This window comes from Actinophytocola gossypii, assembly GCF_025165815.1.
Taxonomy (GTDB): domain Bacteria; phylum Actinomycetota; class Actinomycetes; order Mycobacteriales; family Pseudonocardiaceae; genus Actinophytocola; species Actinophytocola gossypii.
Genome location: NZ_JAFFZE010000023.1, coordinates 37,087 through 53,533 on the forward strand (window position 1 = coordinate 37,087; position 16,447 = coordinate 53,533).

Consider the following 16,447-nt stretch of genomic DNA (forward strand, 5'->3'; position numbering starts at 1 on the left):
GACCTAGACGGCTATCACGGTGACAAGGTCGTCAAGCCCGACGAAGTCGTCGATGTTCCGGGTGTAGAGCGGCAGGTTTCTGGACGACGCGATGGCGGCGATCATGAGATCCAGCCGCCGGGGGCGCGGACTCCTCCCGACGCTGATCGTCAGCGCGACGAGCGAGCCGTAGCGGGTGGCCGCATCGCTGTCGAAGGGCAGCGGATCGAAGTCGACGATGGCGGCACCCAGAACCTCGGTCCGCGCGGCCCGCATGACCGCGTTTCTGGCCATCGCCACTCCCCGGTGCAACTCGGCCATGGTGATCGCCGTGAGTTCAGGAATCGCCGGCAAACACGCGGCGTCCAGCTCTCCGAGGTCGAGATACGTGCAGGTGTCCAGAATTCCGGACTCGTGCCGATCAACCATGCTGGCGCTTCCACGGGTCCACGTCATCCACGCGGTCGGGCCCGAACAGTTCGTCCGCCTCCCGGCGCAGAGAAGCATGGTCGACGCGCGGAAGGTTCCTGCGCTTGTCGACCAGTTCCTCCGCGCTGAGCTTTCGCCGACGAGACAGCGGACGGAGTTCGGCGATCGGGACTCCGTTGCGGGTCACGTGATACGTCTCGCCGGCTTCCACCGCGTCCATGACCGCGGCGGAGTTGTTCCGAAACTCGCGCTGGCTGATGACCTTCACGGTCGCAGCGTAGCCTGCTGTAGCACGACGAGCTACGAGCTGCCTACCTCGGCAGGAGGGACTTCGCCTTGCCCTGGGCGGTGCCTGCGGCGGACTGGACGGCGCCCTGGACGGCGCCGGCGGCGTGGGCGAGGGTGCCCTGGACGTCGTCGGTGGTGCGGTGGAGTTTGGCGCCTGCGATGCGGGCGGCGTGGTGGGCCTGCCAGTTCAGGGACGGCTTGCCGTGGGTGTCGGCGGCGGCGATGAGCAGGCCGCCGAGCAGGCTGACGTTCTTGAAGAAGTGGATCTGCTGCTGGGCGCGCTCCCCCGGGTCCTCGGACTCCCAGAACCGGTGCGCCGCGGCCGTGGTCGGGATGAGGCTGCCGGCGAGGAGCGCGGCCGAAAGCCTGGGGAACTTGCCCAGGGCCAGCGCGAGACCGGCACCCACCTTGATCGCGGCGTCCAGTTTGACCAGGGACTCCGCGTCGGTGGGCACCTGCTCGGGAACCTTGTCGCGCACCTGGCCGACCGTCTTGTCCAGGAAAGGCTCCACGGCCTGCGTCGGCTGCTTCGGGTTGCGCAACGACTGGATGCCCCCGGACACGAAGATGGCCGCCAGCATCGGTCGGGCGATGCGACGCAAGATCATGGTGTCAACCTCCTCCTCGGTGATGACACCTACATACCCAGTTCGCCGGGTTTCACGCAGACCGCTGGTCAGGGGGCATCCGGGTCCTCGGAGGGCCACACCTCGCTCCGTGCGCGGCGGATCACCTCCTCGGGGGTGAGCGCGCTCGCGGGGTGGTGGCTCAGGCAGTTCGGGGTGCGTAGACGGTGGAACCTCGACGTCTCGGTGGCGGCATAGAACTGACCGGCCTTGAGGCCGCCGACGTGGTCCAGGGCGCCGCCCTTGGCCTGAGCCATCTCGCGGGCGGCGGCCAGCTGCGCCGGCGCGTGCAGGCGGCCGATCACCAGGGTCGCGGCGTTGCCGGGGATGCGGTTGTGGAGTCCCTTCGGTGCCTGGGTGGCGAAGACCAGGCCCAGTCCGTACTTCCTCGCCTGGGCCACCAGCATCAGCGTGCTCTGCGTGCTCGGGGTCATGACGCCGGACGGCGCGATGGTCTGCGCCTCGTCCATGACCAGCAGGCCGCCAAGGGGGCGGTCGCCCGCCGGGTTGTTCTTGATCCAAGAGAACAGTTCGAGTTGCAGCTGGTTGACGAAACCCTGCCGCTGCTCGTCCGAGGGCAGGCCGACGAAGTTGATCACGGAGATCCTTGCCTTGCGGCCGGGGGACGGGGTGAGCAGCACGCCCGGGTCAACGGCCTCCCCCACGCCGCCGAACAGGGTGTCGTTGACCTTGGCGGCGCGCAGTGACTTCGCCAGTTCCGCTGCCAGCTTCTGCGCGTCGTCGAGGGTGCTGACGCCCTCGGGGAGGTCGGCCAGTACCGCGATGAGGCCTTCGAGGCTTCGCTGGCCGCGGCGTGCGTAGTAGCGGAGTGCTTCGCGCAGGACGGCTCGGCTCCACCTCGCCTTGTTGGTCGAGCCGGTGATGTTCGCCCTTGGTTCGAGGCTGGTGGCGGCGGCTTCGACGGCCTGGCCGAACTCGTCGGGGTCGTCGCGGACGGCGGCGAAGTCGGGCAGGGGCTGGAAGCTCAGCGGGCGGCCGGACTGGCGGGCGGGAGTCCATACGACGACCTCGGTGCCGGCCAGGTACTCCGCGGCGAGTTGGGCGTCGCCGGGACGCCAGCCGAGTGGTGGGGACGGCCAGGGGTCACCCAGGCGGGCCAGGTCGTTGTTCGGGTCCAGCACGATCGCCGAGACGCCGCGCAGGGCGCATTCCTCGACGAGGCGCCGGATCAGGACCGTCTTGCCGGAGCCGGTGCCGGCGAAGATCGCGGTGTGCTTGCGGAGGGATTCGAGTGACACCTGGACGGGTGAATCGTCGGCCATGGTTTCGCCGAGGGTGACCAGGTGGGGGTCGACCTCGGGAACTGCCTCGACCGGTGGGGTCCAGATGGGAGCGGGGCGTTCCGGTTCGGCCCAGGACGGGTTCTCGGGTTCGGGTTCGACCTGTTTGCCGAGGACGTTGTCGAGGAGTTCCGTGCGGCTGGCCGGCTTGCGCGCGACCAGCCAGGCCTCGAGGCCGGCCGGCTTCTCGCGGAGCAGGGTCTCCAGGGCTCGGAAGGTGCGGAGGTCGTCGTCGGTGACGGGGAGGTCGCGGCCGCCGCTCTCCTTGAACTCGGCGAGCTTCTTGGCGGTCACCTTTCCCGACGGCCAGGGGGCGTTGCGCAGGACGACCAGCTCGCGTGTGTGGTCCGGGCGCAGCGCGGACTCGATCCGCGCGTCGCGGAGTCTTGCCTGGGCCGCGATGGCGTTGCCGTGGGCTATGGCGCGGAATGACCAGTGTGCCTCGTCCTCGGTCTCCTCGTCGAGGGTGCGGCGGAGCCTGGCGTGCAGGGGGCGTTTGCCGCCGAAGGGCGGGTCCAGCTTCCACTCGACCCCGCTGTCTCCGTGCTCGACCATCCACGCGGTGAGCGCGGCGGCGAGCAGCTTCGGCATCACCCGGTCCTCCTCCGCTGGATCAAGCGCGGGCTTCACGTCGGCGTGCTGCTTGAGCTCGGCGAACTGGCGATCGAGTGGCGCCAGATCGTGCGTCACGACGACGGTTTCCTCCGTCGGCTGCGGCTCGTCCAGGCTGGGCAGTTCGGATACTCGACCGGTCAGCAGGCAATGTCGAACGTGCGCGTCGATCCGCTGCAGCAGCGCACGCGGGGTGTACTGGTTGTCGATGCCGACGAACGACTGCTCGGCGACCGGCCACGTCGGGTATGGCGGGGTGAACCCGACCTCGGCATACGGCTCGGCCAGGCGTCGCGCGACCAGTTCGCGGGCGACCTCGCCGGTGGGGATCCGGGTCAGGTGTCGCGCTTCCCGAAACCGATCGGCGGCGGTGGCGATAGTCCTCTCCTTGAGCAACACCCAGGTCGCCGGGATGCAGGAGACCAAGGTCGCCGTTCTGCGCGTGTTCTCGCGCAACGCCATCAGCCCGTCGGCGACCTGGGTCAGCGAGAGATAGAGCTGCTGGCCGTCGTCGGCGTGGGTAGGCCGGACGGCGAACGTGTCGAGTTGATCGACCGCGATCACCGCCGGACCGGTCATCGCCATGAGCCAGGAGACGTCGCGAACGATCAGCCGGGCCGACCTCGGTCCCGGCCGAATCCCCCAGTCGGCCCGCTCGCCTTGCTCGGACTCGCCGAGCGAGTTCAGGAACTGCTCGCCGATGTTGCTCAGGGTGAGGTCCGTCGAGGCGTAGAGAACCAGGGCGCGCACGGTGTCCCGGCATTCCAACGCCACCTGCGGATCGACGGTGCGCAGCGCCATGATCAACGCATCGAGGTCCTTTTTGGACGGTAGATCTTCGCCGAGGATCCCCGCGGCCTGGCGCGCCGGAAGTCCGATGCGTTCGACCAGCCGGCGCAGCAAGAGCGTCAGCTGGGTGTCCCCTTCCTCGTTGGTCCGAAACAGGTCTCGCCGCAGTGACAGTTGGACGCTGGTCCAGAACTCGGCGGACTGGTCGAGGTCGACGAGGAAGAAGTAGCCACCTTCGCGCTGCACCTGCCGCCGCACCCACCCGAGCAGATGTGTCTTTCCGGAGCCGCGCTGTCCCCGCAGCGCGAGGCCGATCGGACTACCTCGGCTGCTCGCCCGTGCGTCTCGGAGACTGGCCAGCACCTCTCGCTCCACCTCGGCGTGCATGCCCTCGACGTGGTAGCGGGAAGCACCCCACACGTCGTCCGGAGTCCACGCCCAGTTGAACCGCAGCGCCGACAACGCACGTTGCTGGAGTTCACTCATGGCTCGATCGCCAGGTGGTGGTTGTCCTGGTTGCCGACGCGGAGTGCGGCGTTCCGTTCCTCCTCGCTCAGCGATCCCTGAGAGTCCTCGGACACCAGCACCACCTGGCCGGTGTCGTTGAGCTTGCGGAGCACAGCGTCGACCTCGTCCCTGGGCGTGCCGTCGAGACCGCGGCGCAGATCGACCAGGCGGACGTAGTCGCCCGCCTCCTTGGCGAGCTGGTGGTAGGTCGCGCGAACACGGTCTTCGAGGGACGCCGACGTCTCGATGGGGAACAGGTCGGCGAGTTCCTGCTTGGAGTGGTCGAGCAGGCGGCGGAGCCCGGCCAGCACCGCGTACAGCGCTTTGCCGAGCGACTCCTCGCGAGCCGTGCGCGGCCGTCCGGCGGACAACTCCTCGGCGCACCAGCGCCAGCCGTCGTCGGTCAGCTCGTTCACATACGGCTTGTTGCCGGCGGAACGCTCGCTCAGCACATATTTCCTGCGAACGAGGTCCCGGCGCTCCTCGCCATCGAGTACGAGCCCGTGCAGCTCCTTCATCTCGGTATTGGACAGGGCGCGTGCCTCGGCCATCAGAGTGATCAACACGGCTCGCTGCTTCACAGTGAGCTTCTTCTCCGGCATTCCAGCTCCTTCTCCTCAGCCGAGCACTTCGAAGTCGTCCGCCACGAGTTCCGCTCGGGTGCCCTTGTCGGACAGGGCGCCGCGGGCGCGGACCCGTTGTTGCGACTGGTGAGCGGTGATCGCGGCGTGATAGGTGTCCTGGCCGGGCAGGCGGACCCACAGCACGCGGCGGTTGCCCTTCGTGCCGGCGACCTCGCCGCGGACCCGGATGCGCCAGCGGTCGTTGCGTCTCGGCTGGTCGTGCAGGACCTCGACCAGGCCGGTGACGGTGACCTCGCCGGACGGGCCGTGGCGGCGCAGGCGGTCGGCCGCCGTCTCGATGAGTTCGCCCGCGTCCTCGGGGAAGTCGACGACCGCGGCGGGCAGCTCGGTCGGCAGGCCGCGGGCCCAGCGGAAACCGATCTCGAACGGCTCCCGGCCACTCGCACCGGCGAGGCCACGCATGCCCTCGCACAGTTCGGCGGACACCCCGGCCGTGACTGTGGCGTCGAACGCGGCCGGGTCGCCGGCGTCCACCGCCTCGCGGACGGCGACGGTCGCGTCCAGCAACTGCGACGAGACGCGGCGGGTGAGCTCCGGGTCCTCACCGAGGGGGACGCGGACCGGGAAGACGTAGCTGCCGGCGCGGGTCGGGCCGAGCTCGACGCGGTCGACGAGGGTGCCGACGGCCGCGGGCACCCGGCCGGCGAACGAGAAGTGCGGGCCGTCGACCGCCGCGCGGGCGGCCGAGCCGAGCACGATCTCCACACTGCGCAGGGCGTTCAGGCCGGCCTTGAGGGTGGTGAAGCCGCTGGGCACGCCGCGGGTGTGCGTGCGGTACCAGTGCTGGTCGGCGAGCGGCGAGCTGATGTCGCGTGCGATCTCCTCGGGCGAGCGCTGCTCGACGGTGGCGAGCATGTCCACGATCTCGGTCACGCGCAGGTCGCCGTCGCCCATGCCGTCGCGGGCGGGGACGAGTACGTCGTAGGCGTCCTTGTGCGTCCAGACGGCGGCGCCGCGCCACGGATCGGGGTGCCGGCGCCAGCCGGTGTGTTCGAGGTAGGTCGAGATGTCGGCGACGGCGAGCTGGACGTTCACCCCGCCCCCACGGGGGCCGGATCGAGCAGGCTCAGCAGGGAGCGGACGGTCAGCACGTTGCCGACGGGCACGCTGACCGGGCGCGGGCGGGTCGGGCTGGGGTCGTCGATCGGCGTCTCGTCCTCGAGCGAGCGGTAGTAGGCGAGGTGTCGCAGCGTCATGCCGCCGGACTCGAACCCCGCGTACTCGGCCGCGCGGGGCGGGACGGGCAGCAGGAACAGGTAGCGCGGCACCGTGTAATCGGGGCCGGCGAGCCAGTTGAACTGTTGCTCGGTGAGCCCGTCGTAGGACCATTCCGCGCCGGTCCGTTCGGGTGCCGGCCAGGTCTTCACCTGGACTTCCAGTGCCGGCGAGGCCAATCCGCCTGGACGTCCGGGAAAACGGAATCCGAGGTCTATTCCGACGCGGTCGGGATCGTATTGGTGGACCAGCAGGCCGGCCGCCGACGCCAGCGCGCGAATGTAGTCCTGGCCGAACTTTCCCTGTTGGCTACGGACATCCAGCACACGTCCTCCACGGCGCGGTCGGAACGGGCCGCGTTCGAACCTACGTCCGCGGCGAAGCCGTTGTCAGTAACGTCTACCCGGATGGCCCAGTCGTTTCAGGTGCGCGGGAAAATTCTGGTGATCATTGATTCGGCACGGATGACGACAGTGCGGCCGCGAGGCGGTGCATGCCGGTGGTGATCCGCGCCGGTGGGTTGGTGGTGAACGACAGGCGGAGGGTCGACGGGTCCGGGGTGGTGGCGTAGAAGGGGGCACCGGGGACGAAGGCGACCTGCTCGCGCAGGGCGGTGCGGAGCGTTGCGGACGTGTCCGTCTCGCCGGGGAGGCGTAGCCAGATGAACATGCCGCCGTCGGGGTCCATCCAGGTGGTGCCGGCTGGTGTCGCGGCGGGCAGGGCGGCGATCATGGCGTCCCGGCGGGTGCGGTACTCGGTTCGGAGTCGCGCGATGTGGGCGTCGAGGTCGGTGGTGGCCAGGTAGGTCGCGGCGGCGGCCTGGTCGACGGTGCTCGTGTGCAGGTCGGCGGCCTGCTTGGTGACGGCCAGGGACGGCAGGAGCGTCGCGGGGGCACGTAGCCAGCCCAGGCGTAGGCCGGGGGCGCAGATCTTGGAGAGGCTGCCCAGGCTGATCACGCGGTCGCCGGACGCCGCCAGCGGGGGGACGGGGGTGCCTCGATAGCGGAGTTCACCGTAGGGGTCGTCCTCGACGAGCCAGAGGGAGTGGGTTTCGGCCAGTCGAGCGAGTGCGCGGCGGCGGGTGGCGGGGAGGGTGCGGCCGGTGGGGTTGGCGAACGTCGGGACCAGGTAGAGCAACGTGGGCTGGTGGCGGTCGATCACGTCCTCCAGGGCTTCCGGGAGGATGCCCTGGTCGTCGCCGGGGACCGGGACCACGCGGGCGCCGCTCATGCGGAAGCACTGGAGGGCCGCCAGATAGGTCGGCTCCTCGACGGCGACGACCGCGCCGGGACCGAGCAGGGTAGTCGCGACCAGGGTCAGGGCCTGCTGCGAACCGGTGGTGATCAGCAGGTCGTCCGCGCGGGTCGGCAGGCCGCGGCGGGTCTCGCGGTCGGCGATCAGGGCGCGCAGTGCGGGGTCGCCCTCGGTGGGCGCGTACTGGAGCACGCCGGGCCGGGACAGGGCGCGGTCGAACGCGGCTCGCCAACCCTCGACATCGAACAGTTCGGGCGCGGGCAGGCCGCCGGCGAAGGAGATCATGTCGGGGTGGTCGGTGAGCGCGAGCAGGTCACGCACGGGGGAACTCTCGATGGTGGGGCGCACGTCGGCTCCTCGAACGGGGGAACGGGGATCGCATCGGGGCGGTCGTGTCGCCTACGGGATGCAACGGAGGGCCCACTGGTCGAGGAGCCGACGTCATCCTACGCGTGCCTGGTTGGATGGGGCCGGTACAACCGACGAAGGAGGATCATGGCTCTGGAAAAGCCCGACGTCGACCCGATCGACGGTCCCCCGCCGGCCGACCTGGTCGTCGAGGACATCACGGTGGGTGACGGGAGCGAGGCCCAGCCCGGCCAGCAGGTGAGTGTGCACTACGTCGGCGTCGCGCACTCCACCGGCGAGGAGTTCGACGCCTCCTGGAACCGCGGCACCCCGTTCGCGTTCCCGCTCGGCGGCGGCCGGGTCATCACCGGCTGGGACCGCGGCGTGGTCGGTATGAAGGTCGGCGGCCGGCGGCGGCTGGTGATCCCGCCGCACCTCGGCTACGGCGAGCGCGGCGCCCCCGGCGCGATCAAGCCGAACGAGACGCTGGTGTTCGTGGTGGACCTGCTCGGCGTCCGCTGACGTGCGGGTGCCCCCGGCAACCGAGCAGCCGGGGGCACCTCGACCAGGTGTTCAGCAACCACCGCAGTTGTAGTACGTGATGTCCCAGTGGTTGCCTTCCTTGTAGTAGACGTTGCCCGAGCCCGACTGCCACTTGCTGCCGCCGATGTAGGTGAACGTGCCCTCGATGTACCCGTTCAGGCAGCTCGACAGGCTCGTGTCCAGCTTGTAGCCGTTCCAGTGGCTGTACGTGCCCTCGGCGTGCCCGGTCTCGGTGCCGCCGGTCACGTTGATCGCACAGCCGGTGGCCGACCTGAGCGTCTGGATGCCCTGGATCGTGGCCAGGTTGACCTGTTCGAACGACGTGCAGGTCGGCACGTTGCGGTCGCTGCAGTTCCCGCTCGACGACCACGTGATCCCCGACGACCGCAACCGCGACGTCGCGTCGGAGTGGCTCAGCTTGGTCACCATGACCTCGACCGAGTCGTGCTCGCCGGCGGGTGCGGAGGCCTGGGCCGACGCGGTGCCGACGAGCAGCGCGGTCGCGGCGGACGCGGCCAGCACGAGGCCCTTGACGATGAGTTTGCGCATTCGATCACCCGTCCCTCAGCAGGTAGGAACGCTTCCGGGACCGGACTGTAGTGATGACTAACCGGACGCAATAGGGTGCGTTGGGTAATTTTCCAACGATTTATTCCCAGCGTTCACACGGTTCTCCACCACCGCGAGCACGAGCGCGACCAGGATCAGCACGACCGCCCCGAACAGCGCGACCGCCAGCCCCAACGGGTACCGGCCGGACACGCCGATCGTCGCGTAGAAGATCGCCGCCAGGGCCGCCGAGCCGACCGCGGCGCCCATCCGCTGCCCGGTCTGCAGCACCCCGCTCGCGACCCCGGACATGGTCGTCGGCACGCGGGACAGGGTGATCGTCGTGTTCGGTGAGATCACCGCTCCCCCGCCGACCCCCGCGACGAGCATCGGCACCACCATCGCCAGCGGCACCCACGCCGGCTCGACCAGCAGTCCGACGACGCCGGTGGCGGCCAGGCCGGTCGCGACCGTGGCCAGGCCGGCGATCGTCAGCCGCCTGCCCCACCGTTCCACCAGCCGGCCCGCGCGCCACGACGACACCGCCGAACCCAGCGCGAACGGCGTCACCGCGAGCCCCGACTCCAGCGGCGAGAACCCGAGCCCGGTCTGGAAGAACACCGCGAACACCAGCCAGATGCCGGAGAACCCGCAGAAGTACACCGCCGCCAGCGTCGCCCCGGAGCGGTACCCGGGTGTGGTGAACAGCCGCATGTCCACGAGCGGCACCCGCCCGCCGGCCACCCGCCGTCGCTCCCAGCGCAGGAACGCGTACCCCAGCGGCACCGCCACGACGAACAGCCACCAGAACCGCCCGATCCCGCCCGCCTCCGACTGGACCACCGGGAACATCAGCGCCAGCACGGCCAGCCCGAGCAGCACCATCCCGACCCCGTCGATGTCCGACCGGACCGACCGCCTCGGCGTCGGCGGCACCAGCAGCACCGCGAGCACCACCGTCAGCAGGCCGAACGGCAGGTTCACCAGGAAGACCCACCGCCACCCGTCCGGCTCGCCGAACAGGTCGAGGATCAGCCCGCCGATCACCGGTCCGGCCGCGGTCGACACCCCGATCGTGGCGCCGAGCAGCCCGAACGCCCGACCGCGCTCCGGCCCGCGGAACAGGTCCTGGATCAGGCCGCCGTTCTGCGGGGTGACCAGGCCGGCGACCAGCCCCTGCAGCAGGCGCGCCACGATCAGCAGGGTCAGTGTCGGGGCGAGCCCGGCGAACACGCTGGCCAGCACGAACCCGGACAGCGCGACGAGGTACATCCGCCGCCGCCCGAACGCGTCGCCGAGCCGTCCGCCGGCCACCAGGGCGAGCCCGAAGGTCAGCGGGTAGCCGGACACCACCCACTGCACGCCGGCGGCCGACGCGCCGAGTCCTTCCTGGATGGCCGGCACCGCGACCGTGACGATGCTGACGTCCAGCAGCATCATGAACCCGCCGGCGAGGGTCACCACCAGCGCGCGCCAGCGGCGGGGATCCTCGCCGGGCGGGTACTCCTCGGACGTCTCGCGCGATGATCGGACAGCCACGACCTGATGTCTACCCATGTCGGCACGCCAGTACCACTCCTGGTCAGGGTCCGACCGCCCGGATCGCGGGGGTCCTGATGGTCCGGCGGGTCGCGCCGAGGCAGGTCGCCATGGTCAGGACCGCGGCGATCGACACGATGACCAGGTAGATCAGCGCGCTCTCGTCCGGCACCGCGGATCCGGTCCTCGCGAAGCTGTACGGCACGATCGCGGCCACCGAGGCCAGCGAGCCGAACAGGATGCCGACCAGCACCAGCAGCACGCCCTCCACGCTCACCGGGCGGAACACCTGCGCCGGGGTCGCCCCGGCGAGCCGCTGCCGGCCGAACTCGGCCCGGCGGTGGGTGATCGCCGCGACCAGCGTGTTGACAGCATCACCGCGGCGAACACCGAGATCATGCCGACGACGACGAGGTTGAGCGTCTCGACGCTCCGCTGCTCCACCGTCTTCACGATGCCCGACGCCGCCGTGGCCGAGTTCTCGATCGCCTGCATGTAGAGGGTGCCGGTGGCCGGAGGGCGTCGGCCGCCCCCCGGGTCGCGTTCGGCTGGCTGGTCATGGCGGTCCTTCCACGGTGCCCGTCGCGTGATCAACGTCTGATCGACGACGCTACGACCGTGGCAGGAAGATCGGCATGGTGCGCGCCCCCGCCGGCGGGTTGGGGCTGCCCCTACCCCAGCTGGACGGTGGCCAGCAGGTCCAGGTCGGCCAGGGTGCTGACCACGACGGTGCCGTCGCTCACCGTCCACAGCTCCTCGCCGATCACCAGTGCCCGCCGGAACGTGCCGTCGCCGTGCTCGACCGTGCCGGCCTCCGTCAGCCGGTCGCCGGAGATCCGCAGCACCAGGGCGCCGGCGTCGGACGTTCCGGTGACCGGCAGCACCACCAGATTCTCGGCCGGCCAGTACAGGAACGCGTGCGGGTCGTGCTCCACCTCGGAGTACCCGCCGGGGACGTGGAACGTGCCGACCCGCGCCGCCTCGGGCGAGGACGTGTCGAACAGCGACACCTGCAGTCCGGTGGTCGCCCCGTCGGTGGTCGCCTCCTGCCCGACGCCCAGCAAACTGTTGTCCCCCACGGGATGCAGGTAGGCCGAGTACCCGGTGATCTTCAGCTCGCCGGTGACCAGGGGCCGCGCGGGATCCGACAGGTCCACTGTGTACAGCGGGTCGGTCTCCCGGAAGGTGACCACGTACGCCACGTCGCCCAGGTACCGCACCGAGTAGATCCGCTCCCCCGCGCCGAGGCCGTCGACCCGGCCGACCAGCGCGAGCTCGTCGCCGCGCCGGGTCAGCACGCTGACCATGCTGCGGGTGTCCGGCGCGAACCCGACGGTCGTCGCGATCCGCAGGTGTCCCTCGTGCTCGGACAGCGCGTACTGGTTCAGCAGCGAGCCCTCCACCCCGCCGGACGCCACGTGCACCGGCTTGCCGGGCTTCGAGATGTCGAACTGGTACACCTCGGTCCGCTGCGCGTCCTCGGGCATCGGGTGCTTTTCCGAGATGCCGCCCGCGTAGTGGTCGTCGGCGACGTACAGGCTGGTGCCCGTGCCGTACACCGTGTCCCCGTCGGCGGCGATCGAGACCGGGTCGCCGATGGTCAGCTCCTCGCGCAGGTCGACGGTGAGGATGGTCAGCATCGACGCGCCGGTGTAGCGGTGCGGGTGGCTGACCGCGCCGCACTCCACGAGGCGGCCGGAGCTGGTCGAGTCGCCGGTGTCCAGGGTGTACCGGGGCAGCCAGTCGTCGATCGAGGAGTTCTCGACCACGCCGCGGTGGCGTTCCTCGGCGCCGAGCACGGGGCCGGAGTGGTCGAACGGCAGCCGCGGCATCGAGCGGACCACGACCCGGGCCACCGGGCCGACCTGCCGGGCGTCGAGGTAGGAGCCGCTGACCTGAAGGTCGCCGAGCACCTCGCCGTCGCCGGTGAGGTCGACGAGCACGAGCCGGGTGCCGCCGGCGGGGCTCCGGCCGGGTGCCGGCTCGGCGGGGAACGCGTGCGGGTACCCGGTGGTCATCACCAGGGCCCGGTCGCCGTCGAGCAGCAGCTGGCCGGCGTGACCACCGGTCGGCAGGGTGAGGCTGGCGGTCGGCTCCCGGGAGGCGACGTCGACCACGGTCAGGGTGTCGCCGGTGACCGTGACGACGCGGCGGCCGTCGGTCTTCACCAGGTCCGGTTCGTCCACACCGGACTCGTGCACGTTGGTACCGGAGTGCTCCGGCACGGCACGCTCCTGCGCGCCCGACGCCGCGCCCGGTGCCGCGCCCGGTGCGGCGTTCGGTGCGGCACCCGGTGCCGCCTCGGCCGCCGCCGCCCGGCCGTCGGCGGCCACCGCCCCGTCCTCGGCGACCACGGCGCCGTCGGGGTACGCCTCGCCGAGCAGCCCGTACGGGCCGACGTGCGGCAGGGCCGCCGCCTTCAGTTCGGCGAGCGCGGAGTCACAGTCGTCGTAGGCGATCAGCTCGACCGGCCCGTCGTAGGTCCGCGTGCTCGGCGGGTCGTCGTCCTCGTCGCCCAGCCCGATCACCACCGCCGTGCCGGCGACACCGGCACCAAGTCCCACCACCGCCGCGGCGGCCACCGCGAGCCTCGGCCATCTCGGTAAGTCCGTCCTCATGGACCCAGGACGGACGCTCCGGCCGGTTCGGTTGCGCGGCGGGCCGAGGAATAATCAGTCCTGTGTGGACCCCTCGGCCGGGTCGGCCGGTTCCTCGGCGCGCTCCACGTCGACCGACCAGCCGCCGACCAGCCCGATCGCGGCGGCGGCGAGCGCGATCGCCGGCATCATCGCCGCGGCCGCCAGCCCCACCACCACCGGCAGGTTCAGCACCGTGCGGCCGTTGCCGTCGCGGACGACGACGCGGCGCACGTTGCCCTCGCGGATCAGCTGGTCGATCTTGTCGGTCAGCGCCTCGGCGCCGACGCCCTCAGCTTCCCTGGTCACCCCGTCGACGGTAGTACGGTATGAGCCGGCACGGGCCGTTGAGTCGGGGAGGCGAACCGTGAGATTCCGGCTGCTCGGGCCGCTGCAGGTGTTCGACGGCACCGCGTGGGTCACCGTCGGGGCGGCCAAGGTGCGGCTGCTGCTCGCCACCCTGCTGGTCCGCGCGAACCAGACCGTACCCACCGAGACCATCGTCGACGAGCTGTGGGGCGAGACGCCGCCGAAGACCGCCACCACCCAGGTGCACGGCTACGTGCTGCGCCTGCGCCGCCTGCTCGGCGAGGACGTGCTGACCACGGTCGCCCCCGGCTACCGGCTGGTGGTCGGCGCGGAGGACACCGACGCTCAACGGTTCGAGCTGCTCGCCGACCAGGGGCACGCAGCCCACCGGGACAGCCGCCCGGAGTCCTCGGCCGAGCACCTCGCGGAGGCGCTCGCGCTCTGGCGGGGCCCGGCGTTCGGCGACGTGCCGGCGTCGGCGACGGTCACCGCGGAGGCGGAGCGGCTGACCGAGAAGCGGCTGACCGCGCTCGACACCCGGGTCGCGGCCGACCTCGACCGCGGCCGGCACACCACGCTGATCGGCGAGCTGCGCCGGCACGTCGAGGAGCACCCGCTGCGCGAGCGGGCGTGGGCGCACCTGATGCTCGCCCAGTTCCGCAGCGGCCGGCAGGCCGAGGCGCTCGGCAGCTACCAGCGCGTCCGCCAGGTGCTCGTCGACGAGCTGGGCGTCGAACCGGGCGCCGACCTGCGGGACCTGCACCGGCGGATCCTCGCCGACGACCCCACGCTGGCGCTCGACGTGGCGCCGCCGGCCGTGGTGGTCCCGCCGATCTGCCAGCTGCCAGCCGACGTGCCGGACTTCACCGGCCGTCAGGCCCAGCTGGACGCCATCGCGGCGGCGCTCGCCGACCGCTACCCCACCGCGCCGCCCCCGGTGTGGGTGATCTCCGGCGGGCCGGGGATCGGCAAGTCGACCCTGGCCCTGCACGCCGCCCGCCGCGCCGCTCCGGACTTCCCGGACGGGCAGCTCTACCTCGACCTGACCGGCACGTCCCCGGAGCCGCGCGCCCCGGCGGTGCTGCTGGCCGAGGTGCTGCACGCGCTCGGCGTGACCGGCGCCGCCGTGCCGGACGGCCTGCACGCCAGGGCCGCGCTGTACCGGTCGCTGGTCACCGACCGGCGGATGCTGCTGGTGCTCGACGACGCCGCCAGCGCCGAGCAGGTCGGCTGGCTCCAGCCGCCGACCGGGTCCTGCGCCGCGATCGTCACCAGCCGGAGCGTGCTCACCGACCTGCCCGGCGCCCGGCACACCGAGCTGGACGTGCTCGACCACGGCGAGGCGCTGGACCTGTTCACCCGGATCGTCGGCGCCGGCCGGGTCGAGCGGGAGCCGGATGACGCGGCCGCGATCCTGCGGGCGTGCGGACACCTGCCGCTGGCTATCCGGATCGCCGCCGGCAAGCTGCTCGGCCGGCCGGCGTGGTCGCTGCGGGTGCTGCGCGAGCGGCTGGAGGACGAGTCGCGGCGGCTGTCCGAGCTGCGGCTCGGGGAGCTGGGTGTGCGCGCCAGCTTCGACCTGAGCGTGCGGCTGCTCGACGAGGAGTCGCTGCGCGCGCTGCGCCTGTTCGGCACGCTCGGCCCGTGGACGGTGCCCGGCTGGGTGCTCGATCCGCTGCTCGACCGTCCGGCCGACGAGCTGCTGGACACGCTGGTCGACGCCAACCTCGCCCGCCTGGTCACCACGGACGCCAGCGGCCAGCCCCGTTACCGGCTGCACGACCTGTTGCGCGCGTACGCCGCCGAGGGCGCGGAGGCGATCCCGCTGGCCGAGCGCCGCGACGCGGTCACCCGGCTGCTGGCCACCTGGCTGGACCTGACCACGCGGGCCGCGGACGCGTTGCCGCCCAGCCTGTTCCGGCCGCCGCCCGGGACGGCGCCGCGGCGGGCGGCACCGGCCGGGGTGGCGCGCCGGGCCGAGGCGGACCCGGTGACCTGGTTCGCCGCCGAGCGGGTCGCGTTGCTGGACGGGGTGCGGCTGGCGGCGGAGTGGGGGCTGGCCGAGCTGGCGTGGGAGCTGGCGACGGTGGCGGTGCCGTACTACGACCACCACAGCCGGTACGAGGACTGGCAGCACGGGCACCAGACCGCGCTGGCCGCGGTCCGCCGGGCGGGTGACCGGCTGGGCGAGGCGGTGCTGCTGCGCGGGCTCGCCCAGGTGCAGATCTACCGCGACGACTTCACCCCGGCGACGGCGAACATGGAACGTTCGGCCGAGCTGTTCCGCGAGGTCGGCGACAAGCTCGGCGAGGGCCTGGCGACCGCCGGGCTGGGCACCATCCACCGGGTGCTCGACCAGCACGAACAGGCGCTCGACCGGGCGAAGCAGGCGCTGGAGCTGGTGACCGCGGCGGGCGACCGGCACACCGAGGCGCAGCTGATGAGCGCGATCGGCGCGATGTACCAGGCCCGGGACGAGGTCGAGCAGGCCCGGCACTGGTTCACCGAGGCGTTGACGCTGAGCCGTCACCTCGGCGACGCGCACCGCGAGGCGGTCGTGCTGCGGGAGATGTGCGCACTGCACGAGCCGGGGATCGCGCTCACCAACCTGCGGCGGGCCGAGGACATCTTCGCCTCCCTCGGCGACGACCGCTGTGTGGCCTACACCCTGATGAAGTCGGGCGAGATCCACCTCGGGCGGGATGACCGCGCGCGGGCGGTGCCGGACCTGGAGCAGGCGGCGGAGATCTTCAGCCGGCACGGGTCGCGGATGGACGAGGCGCGGTGCTGGGAACTACTGGGCGACCTGGACCGGGCGCGGACGCTGTGGCGCTCGGTCGCGGGCCCGGGCTCCGGGTGAGCCGGCCGGTGGCGGGGCA

Annotated in this window: 16 protein-coding genes; 2 read left to right on the forward strand and 14 right to left on the reverse strand. The window is 71.7% G+C overall.

What is annotated here, in order from left to right; all coding sequences use genetic code 11:
- Positions 1 to 3: 3 nt before the first annotated feature.
- From JT362_RS28360 to JT362_RS28395, 8 genes are all read right to left on the reverse strand, one after another.
- Positions 4 to 408 carry a type II toxin-antitoxin system VapC family toxin gene (locus JT362_RS28360; RefSeq protein WP_260194895.1) on the reverse strand — a complete coding sequence of 135 codons (405 nt, stop codon included), beginning with the start codon at positions 406 to 408 and terminating at the stop codon, positions 4 to 6.
- Positions 401 to 676 (reverse strand): type II toxin-antitoxin system Phd/YefM family antitoxin, encoded by a 276-nt coding sequence (locus tag JT362_RS28365; protein WP_260194896.1) that lies wholly within the window; start codon positions 674 to 676, stop codon positions 401 to 403. Before JT362_RS28365 ends, JT362_RS28360 begins: the two co-directional genes overlap by 8 nt.
- 43 nt (positions 677 to 719) lie before the next feature.
- The gene (locus JT362_RS28370; RefSeq protein ID WP_260194897.1) at positions 720 to 1,304 is read right to left on the reverse strand and encodes a DoxX family protein; all 585 of its coding nucleotides are present in this window, start codon (positions 1,302 to 1,304) and stop codon (positions 720 to 722) included.
- Positions 1,305 to 1,372: 68 nt separating this feature from the next.
- On the reverse strand, positions 1,373 to 4,510 hold the full coding sequence (locus tag JT362_RS28375; RefSeq protein ID WP_260194898.1) for a helicase HerA domain-containing protein: 3,138 nt from the start codon (positions 4,508 to 4,510) through the stop codon (positions 1,373 to 1,375).
- The gene (locus JT362_RS28380; RefSeq protein WP_260194899.1) at positions 4,507 to 5,133 is read right to left on the reverse strand and encodes a hypothetical protein; all 627 of its coding nucleotides are present in this window, start codon (positions 5,131 to 5,133) and stop codon (positions 4,507 to 4,509) included. Before JT362_RS28380 ends, JT362_RS28375 begins: the two co-directional genes overlap by 4 nt.
- 15 nt (positions 5,134 to 5,148) lie before the next feature.
- On the reverse strand, positions 5,149 to 6,210 hold the full coding sequence (locus JT362_RS28385; RefSeq protein ID WP_260194900.1) for a hypothetical protein: 1,062 nt from the start codon (positions 6,208 to 6,210) through the stop codon (positions 5,149 to 5,151).
- Complete coding sequence (locus JT362_RS28390; RefSeq protein WP_260194901.1) at positions 6,207 to 6,716, reverse strand: DUF4365 domain-containing protein; 510 nt, start codon at positions 6,714 to 6,716, stop codon at positions 6,207 to 6,209. Before JT362_RS28390 ends, JT362_RS28385 begins: the two co-directional genes overlap by 4 nt.
- 121 nt (positions 6,717 to 6,837) lie before the next feature.
- A complete protein-coding gene (locus tag JT362_RS28395) occupies positions 6,838 to 7,992 on the reverse strand; it encodes an aminotransferase-like domain-containing protein (RefSeq protein WP_260194902.1) in 1,155 nt (384 codons plus the stop codon).
- A 147-nt stretch (positions 7,993 to 8,139) separates the two neighbouring features.
- On the opposite strand from JT362_RS28395, the gene JT362_RS28400 reads away from it, so the two are divergent.
- Positions 8,140 to 8,514 carry an FKBP-type peptidyl-prolyl cis-trans isomerase gene (locus tag JT362_RS28400; protein WP_260194903.1) on the forward strand — a complete coding sequence of 125 codons (375 nt, stop codon included), beginning with the start codon at positions 8,140 to 8,142 and terminating at the stop codon, positions 8,512 to 8,514.
- A 51-nt stretch (positions 8,515 to 8,565) separates the two neighbouring features.
- On the opposite strand, the gene JT362_RS28405 is transcribed toward JT362_RS28400, so the two are convergent.
- From JT362_RS28405 to JT362_RS28430, 6 genes are all read right to left on the reverse strand, one after another.
- Positions 8,566 to 9,084, reverse strand: coding sequence for a hypothetical protein (locus tag JT362_RS28405; protein ID WP_260194904.1), 519 nt, complete (start codon positions 9,082 to 9,084; stop codon positions 8,566 to 8,568).
- A 57-nt stretch (positions 9,085 to 9,141) separates the two neighbouring features.
- Positions 9,142 to 10,623, reverse strand: a complete 1,482-nt coding sequence (locus JT362_RS28410; protein ID WP_260194905.1) for an MFS transporter — start codon at positions 10,621 to 10,623, stop codon at positions 9,142 to 9,144.
- Positions 10,624 to 10,666: 43 nt separating this feature from the next.
- Positions 10,667 to 10,984, reverse strand: coding sequence for an FtsX-like permease family protein (locus JT362_RS28415; RefSeq protein ID WP_311202763.1), 318 nt, complete (start codon positions 10,982 to 10,984; stop codon positions 10,667 to 10,669).
- Positions 10,897 to 11,118, reverse strand: coding sequence for a hypothetical protein (locus JT362_RS28420; RefSeq protein WP_260194907.1), 222 nt, complete (start codon positions 11,116 to 11,118; stop codon positions 10,897 to 10,899). Before JT362_RS28420 ends, JT362_RS28415 begins: the two co-directional genes overlap by 88 nt.
- Before the next feature lie 176 nt (positions 11,119 to 11,294).
- On the reverse strand, positions 11,295 to 13,241 hold the full coding sequence (locus JT362_RS28425; RefSeq protein ID WP_260194908.1) for a beta-propeller domain-containing protein: 1,947 nt from the start codon (positions 13,239 to 13,241) through the stop codon (positions 11,295 to 11,297).
- A gap of 54 nt (positions 13,242 to 13,295) precedes the next feature.
- Positions 13,296 to 13,568, reverse strand: coding sequence for a DUF4342 domain-containing protein (locus JT362_RS28430; RefSeq protein WP_260194909.1), 273 nt, complete (start codon positions 13,566 to 13,568; stop codon positions 13,296 to 13,298).
- 58 nt (positions 13,569 to 13,626) lie between these two features.
- Between JT362_RS28430 and JT362_RS28435 the strand changes: the two genes are divergently transcribed.
- On the forward strand, positions 13,627 to 16,428 hold the full coding sequence (locus JT362_RS28435; RefSeq protein ID WP_260194910.1) for an AfsR/SARP family transcriptional regulator: 2,802 nt from the start codon (positions 13,627 to 13,629) through the stop codon (positions 16,426 to 16,428).
- The last annotated feature ends 19 nt before the right edge of the window (positions 16,429 to 16,447 follow it).

Bases quoted from the DNA above. Each gene is read 5' to 3' on its own strand.
- JT362_RS28360 (WP_260194895.1), bottom strand. From the start codon at position 408: ATGGTTGATCGGCACGAGTCCGGAATTCTGGACACCTGCACGTATCTC.
- JT362_RS28405 (WP_260194904.1), bottom strand. From the start codon at position 9,084: ATGCGCAAACTCATCGTCAAGGGCCTCGTGCTGGCCGCGTCCGCCGCG.
- JT362_RS28420 (WP_260194907.1), bottom strand. From the start codon at position 11,118: ATGCAGGCGATCGAGAACTCGGCCACGGCGGCGTCGGGCATCGTGAAG.
- JT362_RS28400 (WP_260194903.1), top strand. From the start codon at position 8,140: ATGGCTCTGGAAAAGCCCGACGTCGACCCGATCGACGGTCCCCCGCCG.
- JT362_RS28375 (WP_260194898.1), bottom strand. From the start codon at position 4,510: ATGAGTGAACTCCAGCAACGTGCGTTGTCGGCGCTGCGGTTCAACTGG.
- JT362_RS28380 (WP_260194899.1), bottom strand. From the start codon at position 5,133: ATGCCGGAGAAGAAGCTCACTGTGAAGCAGCGAGCCGTGTTGATCACT.
- JT362_RS28370 (WP_260194897.1), bottom strand. From the start codon at position 1,304: ATGATCTTGCGTCGCATCGCCCGACCGATGCTGGCGGCCATCTTCGTG.
- JT362_RS28425 (WP_260194908.1), bottom strand. From the start codon at position 13,241: ATGAGGACGGACTTACCGAGATGGCCGAGGCTCGCGGTGGCCGCCGCG.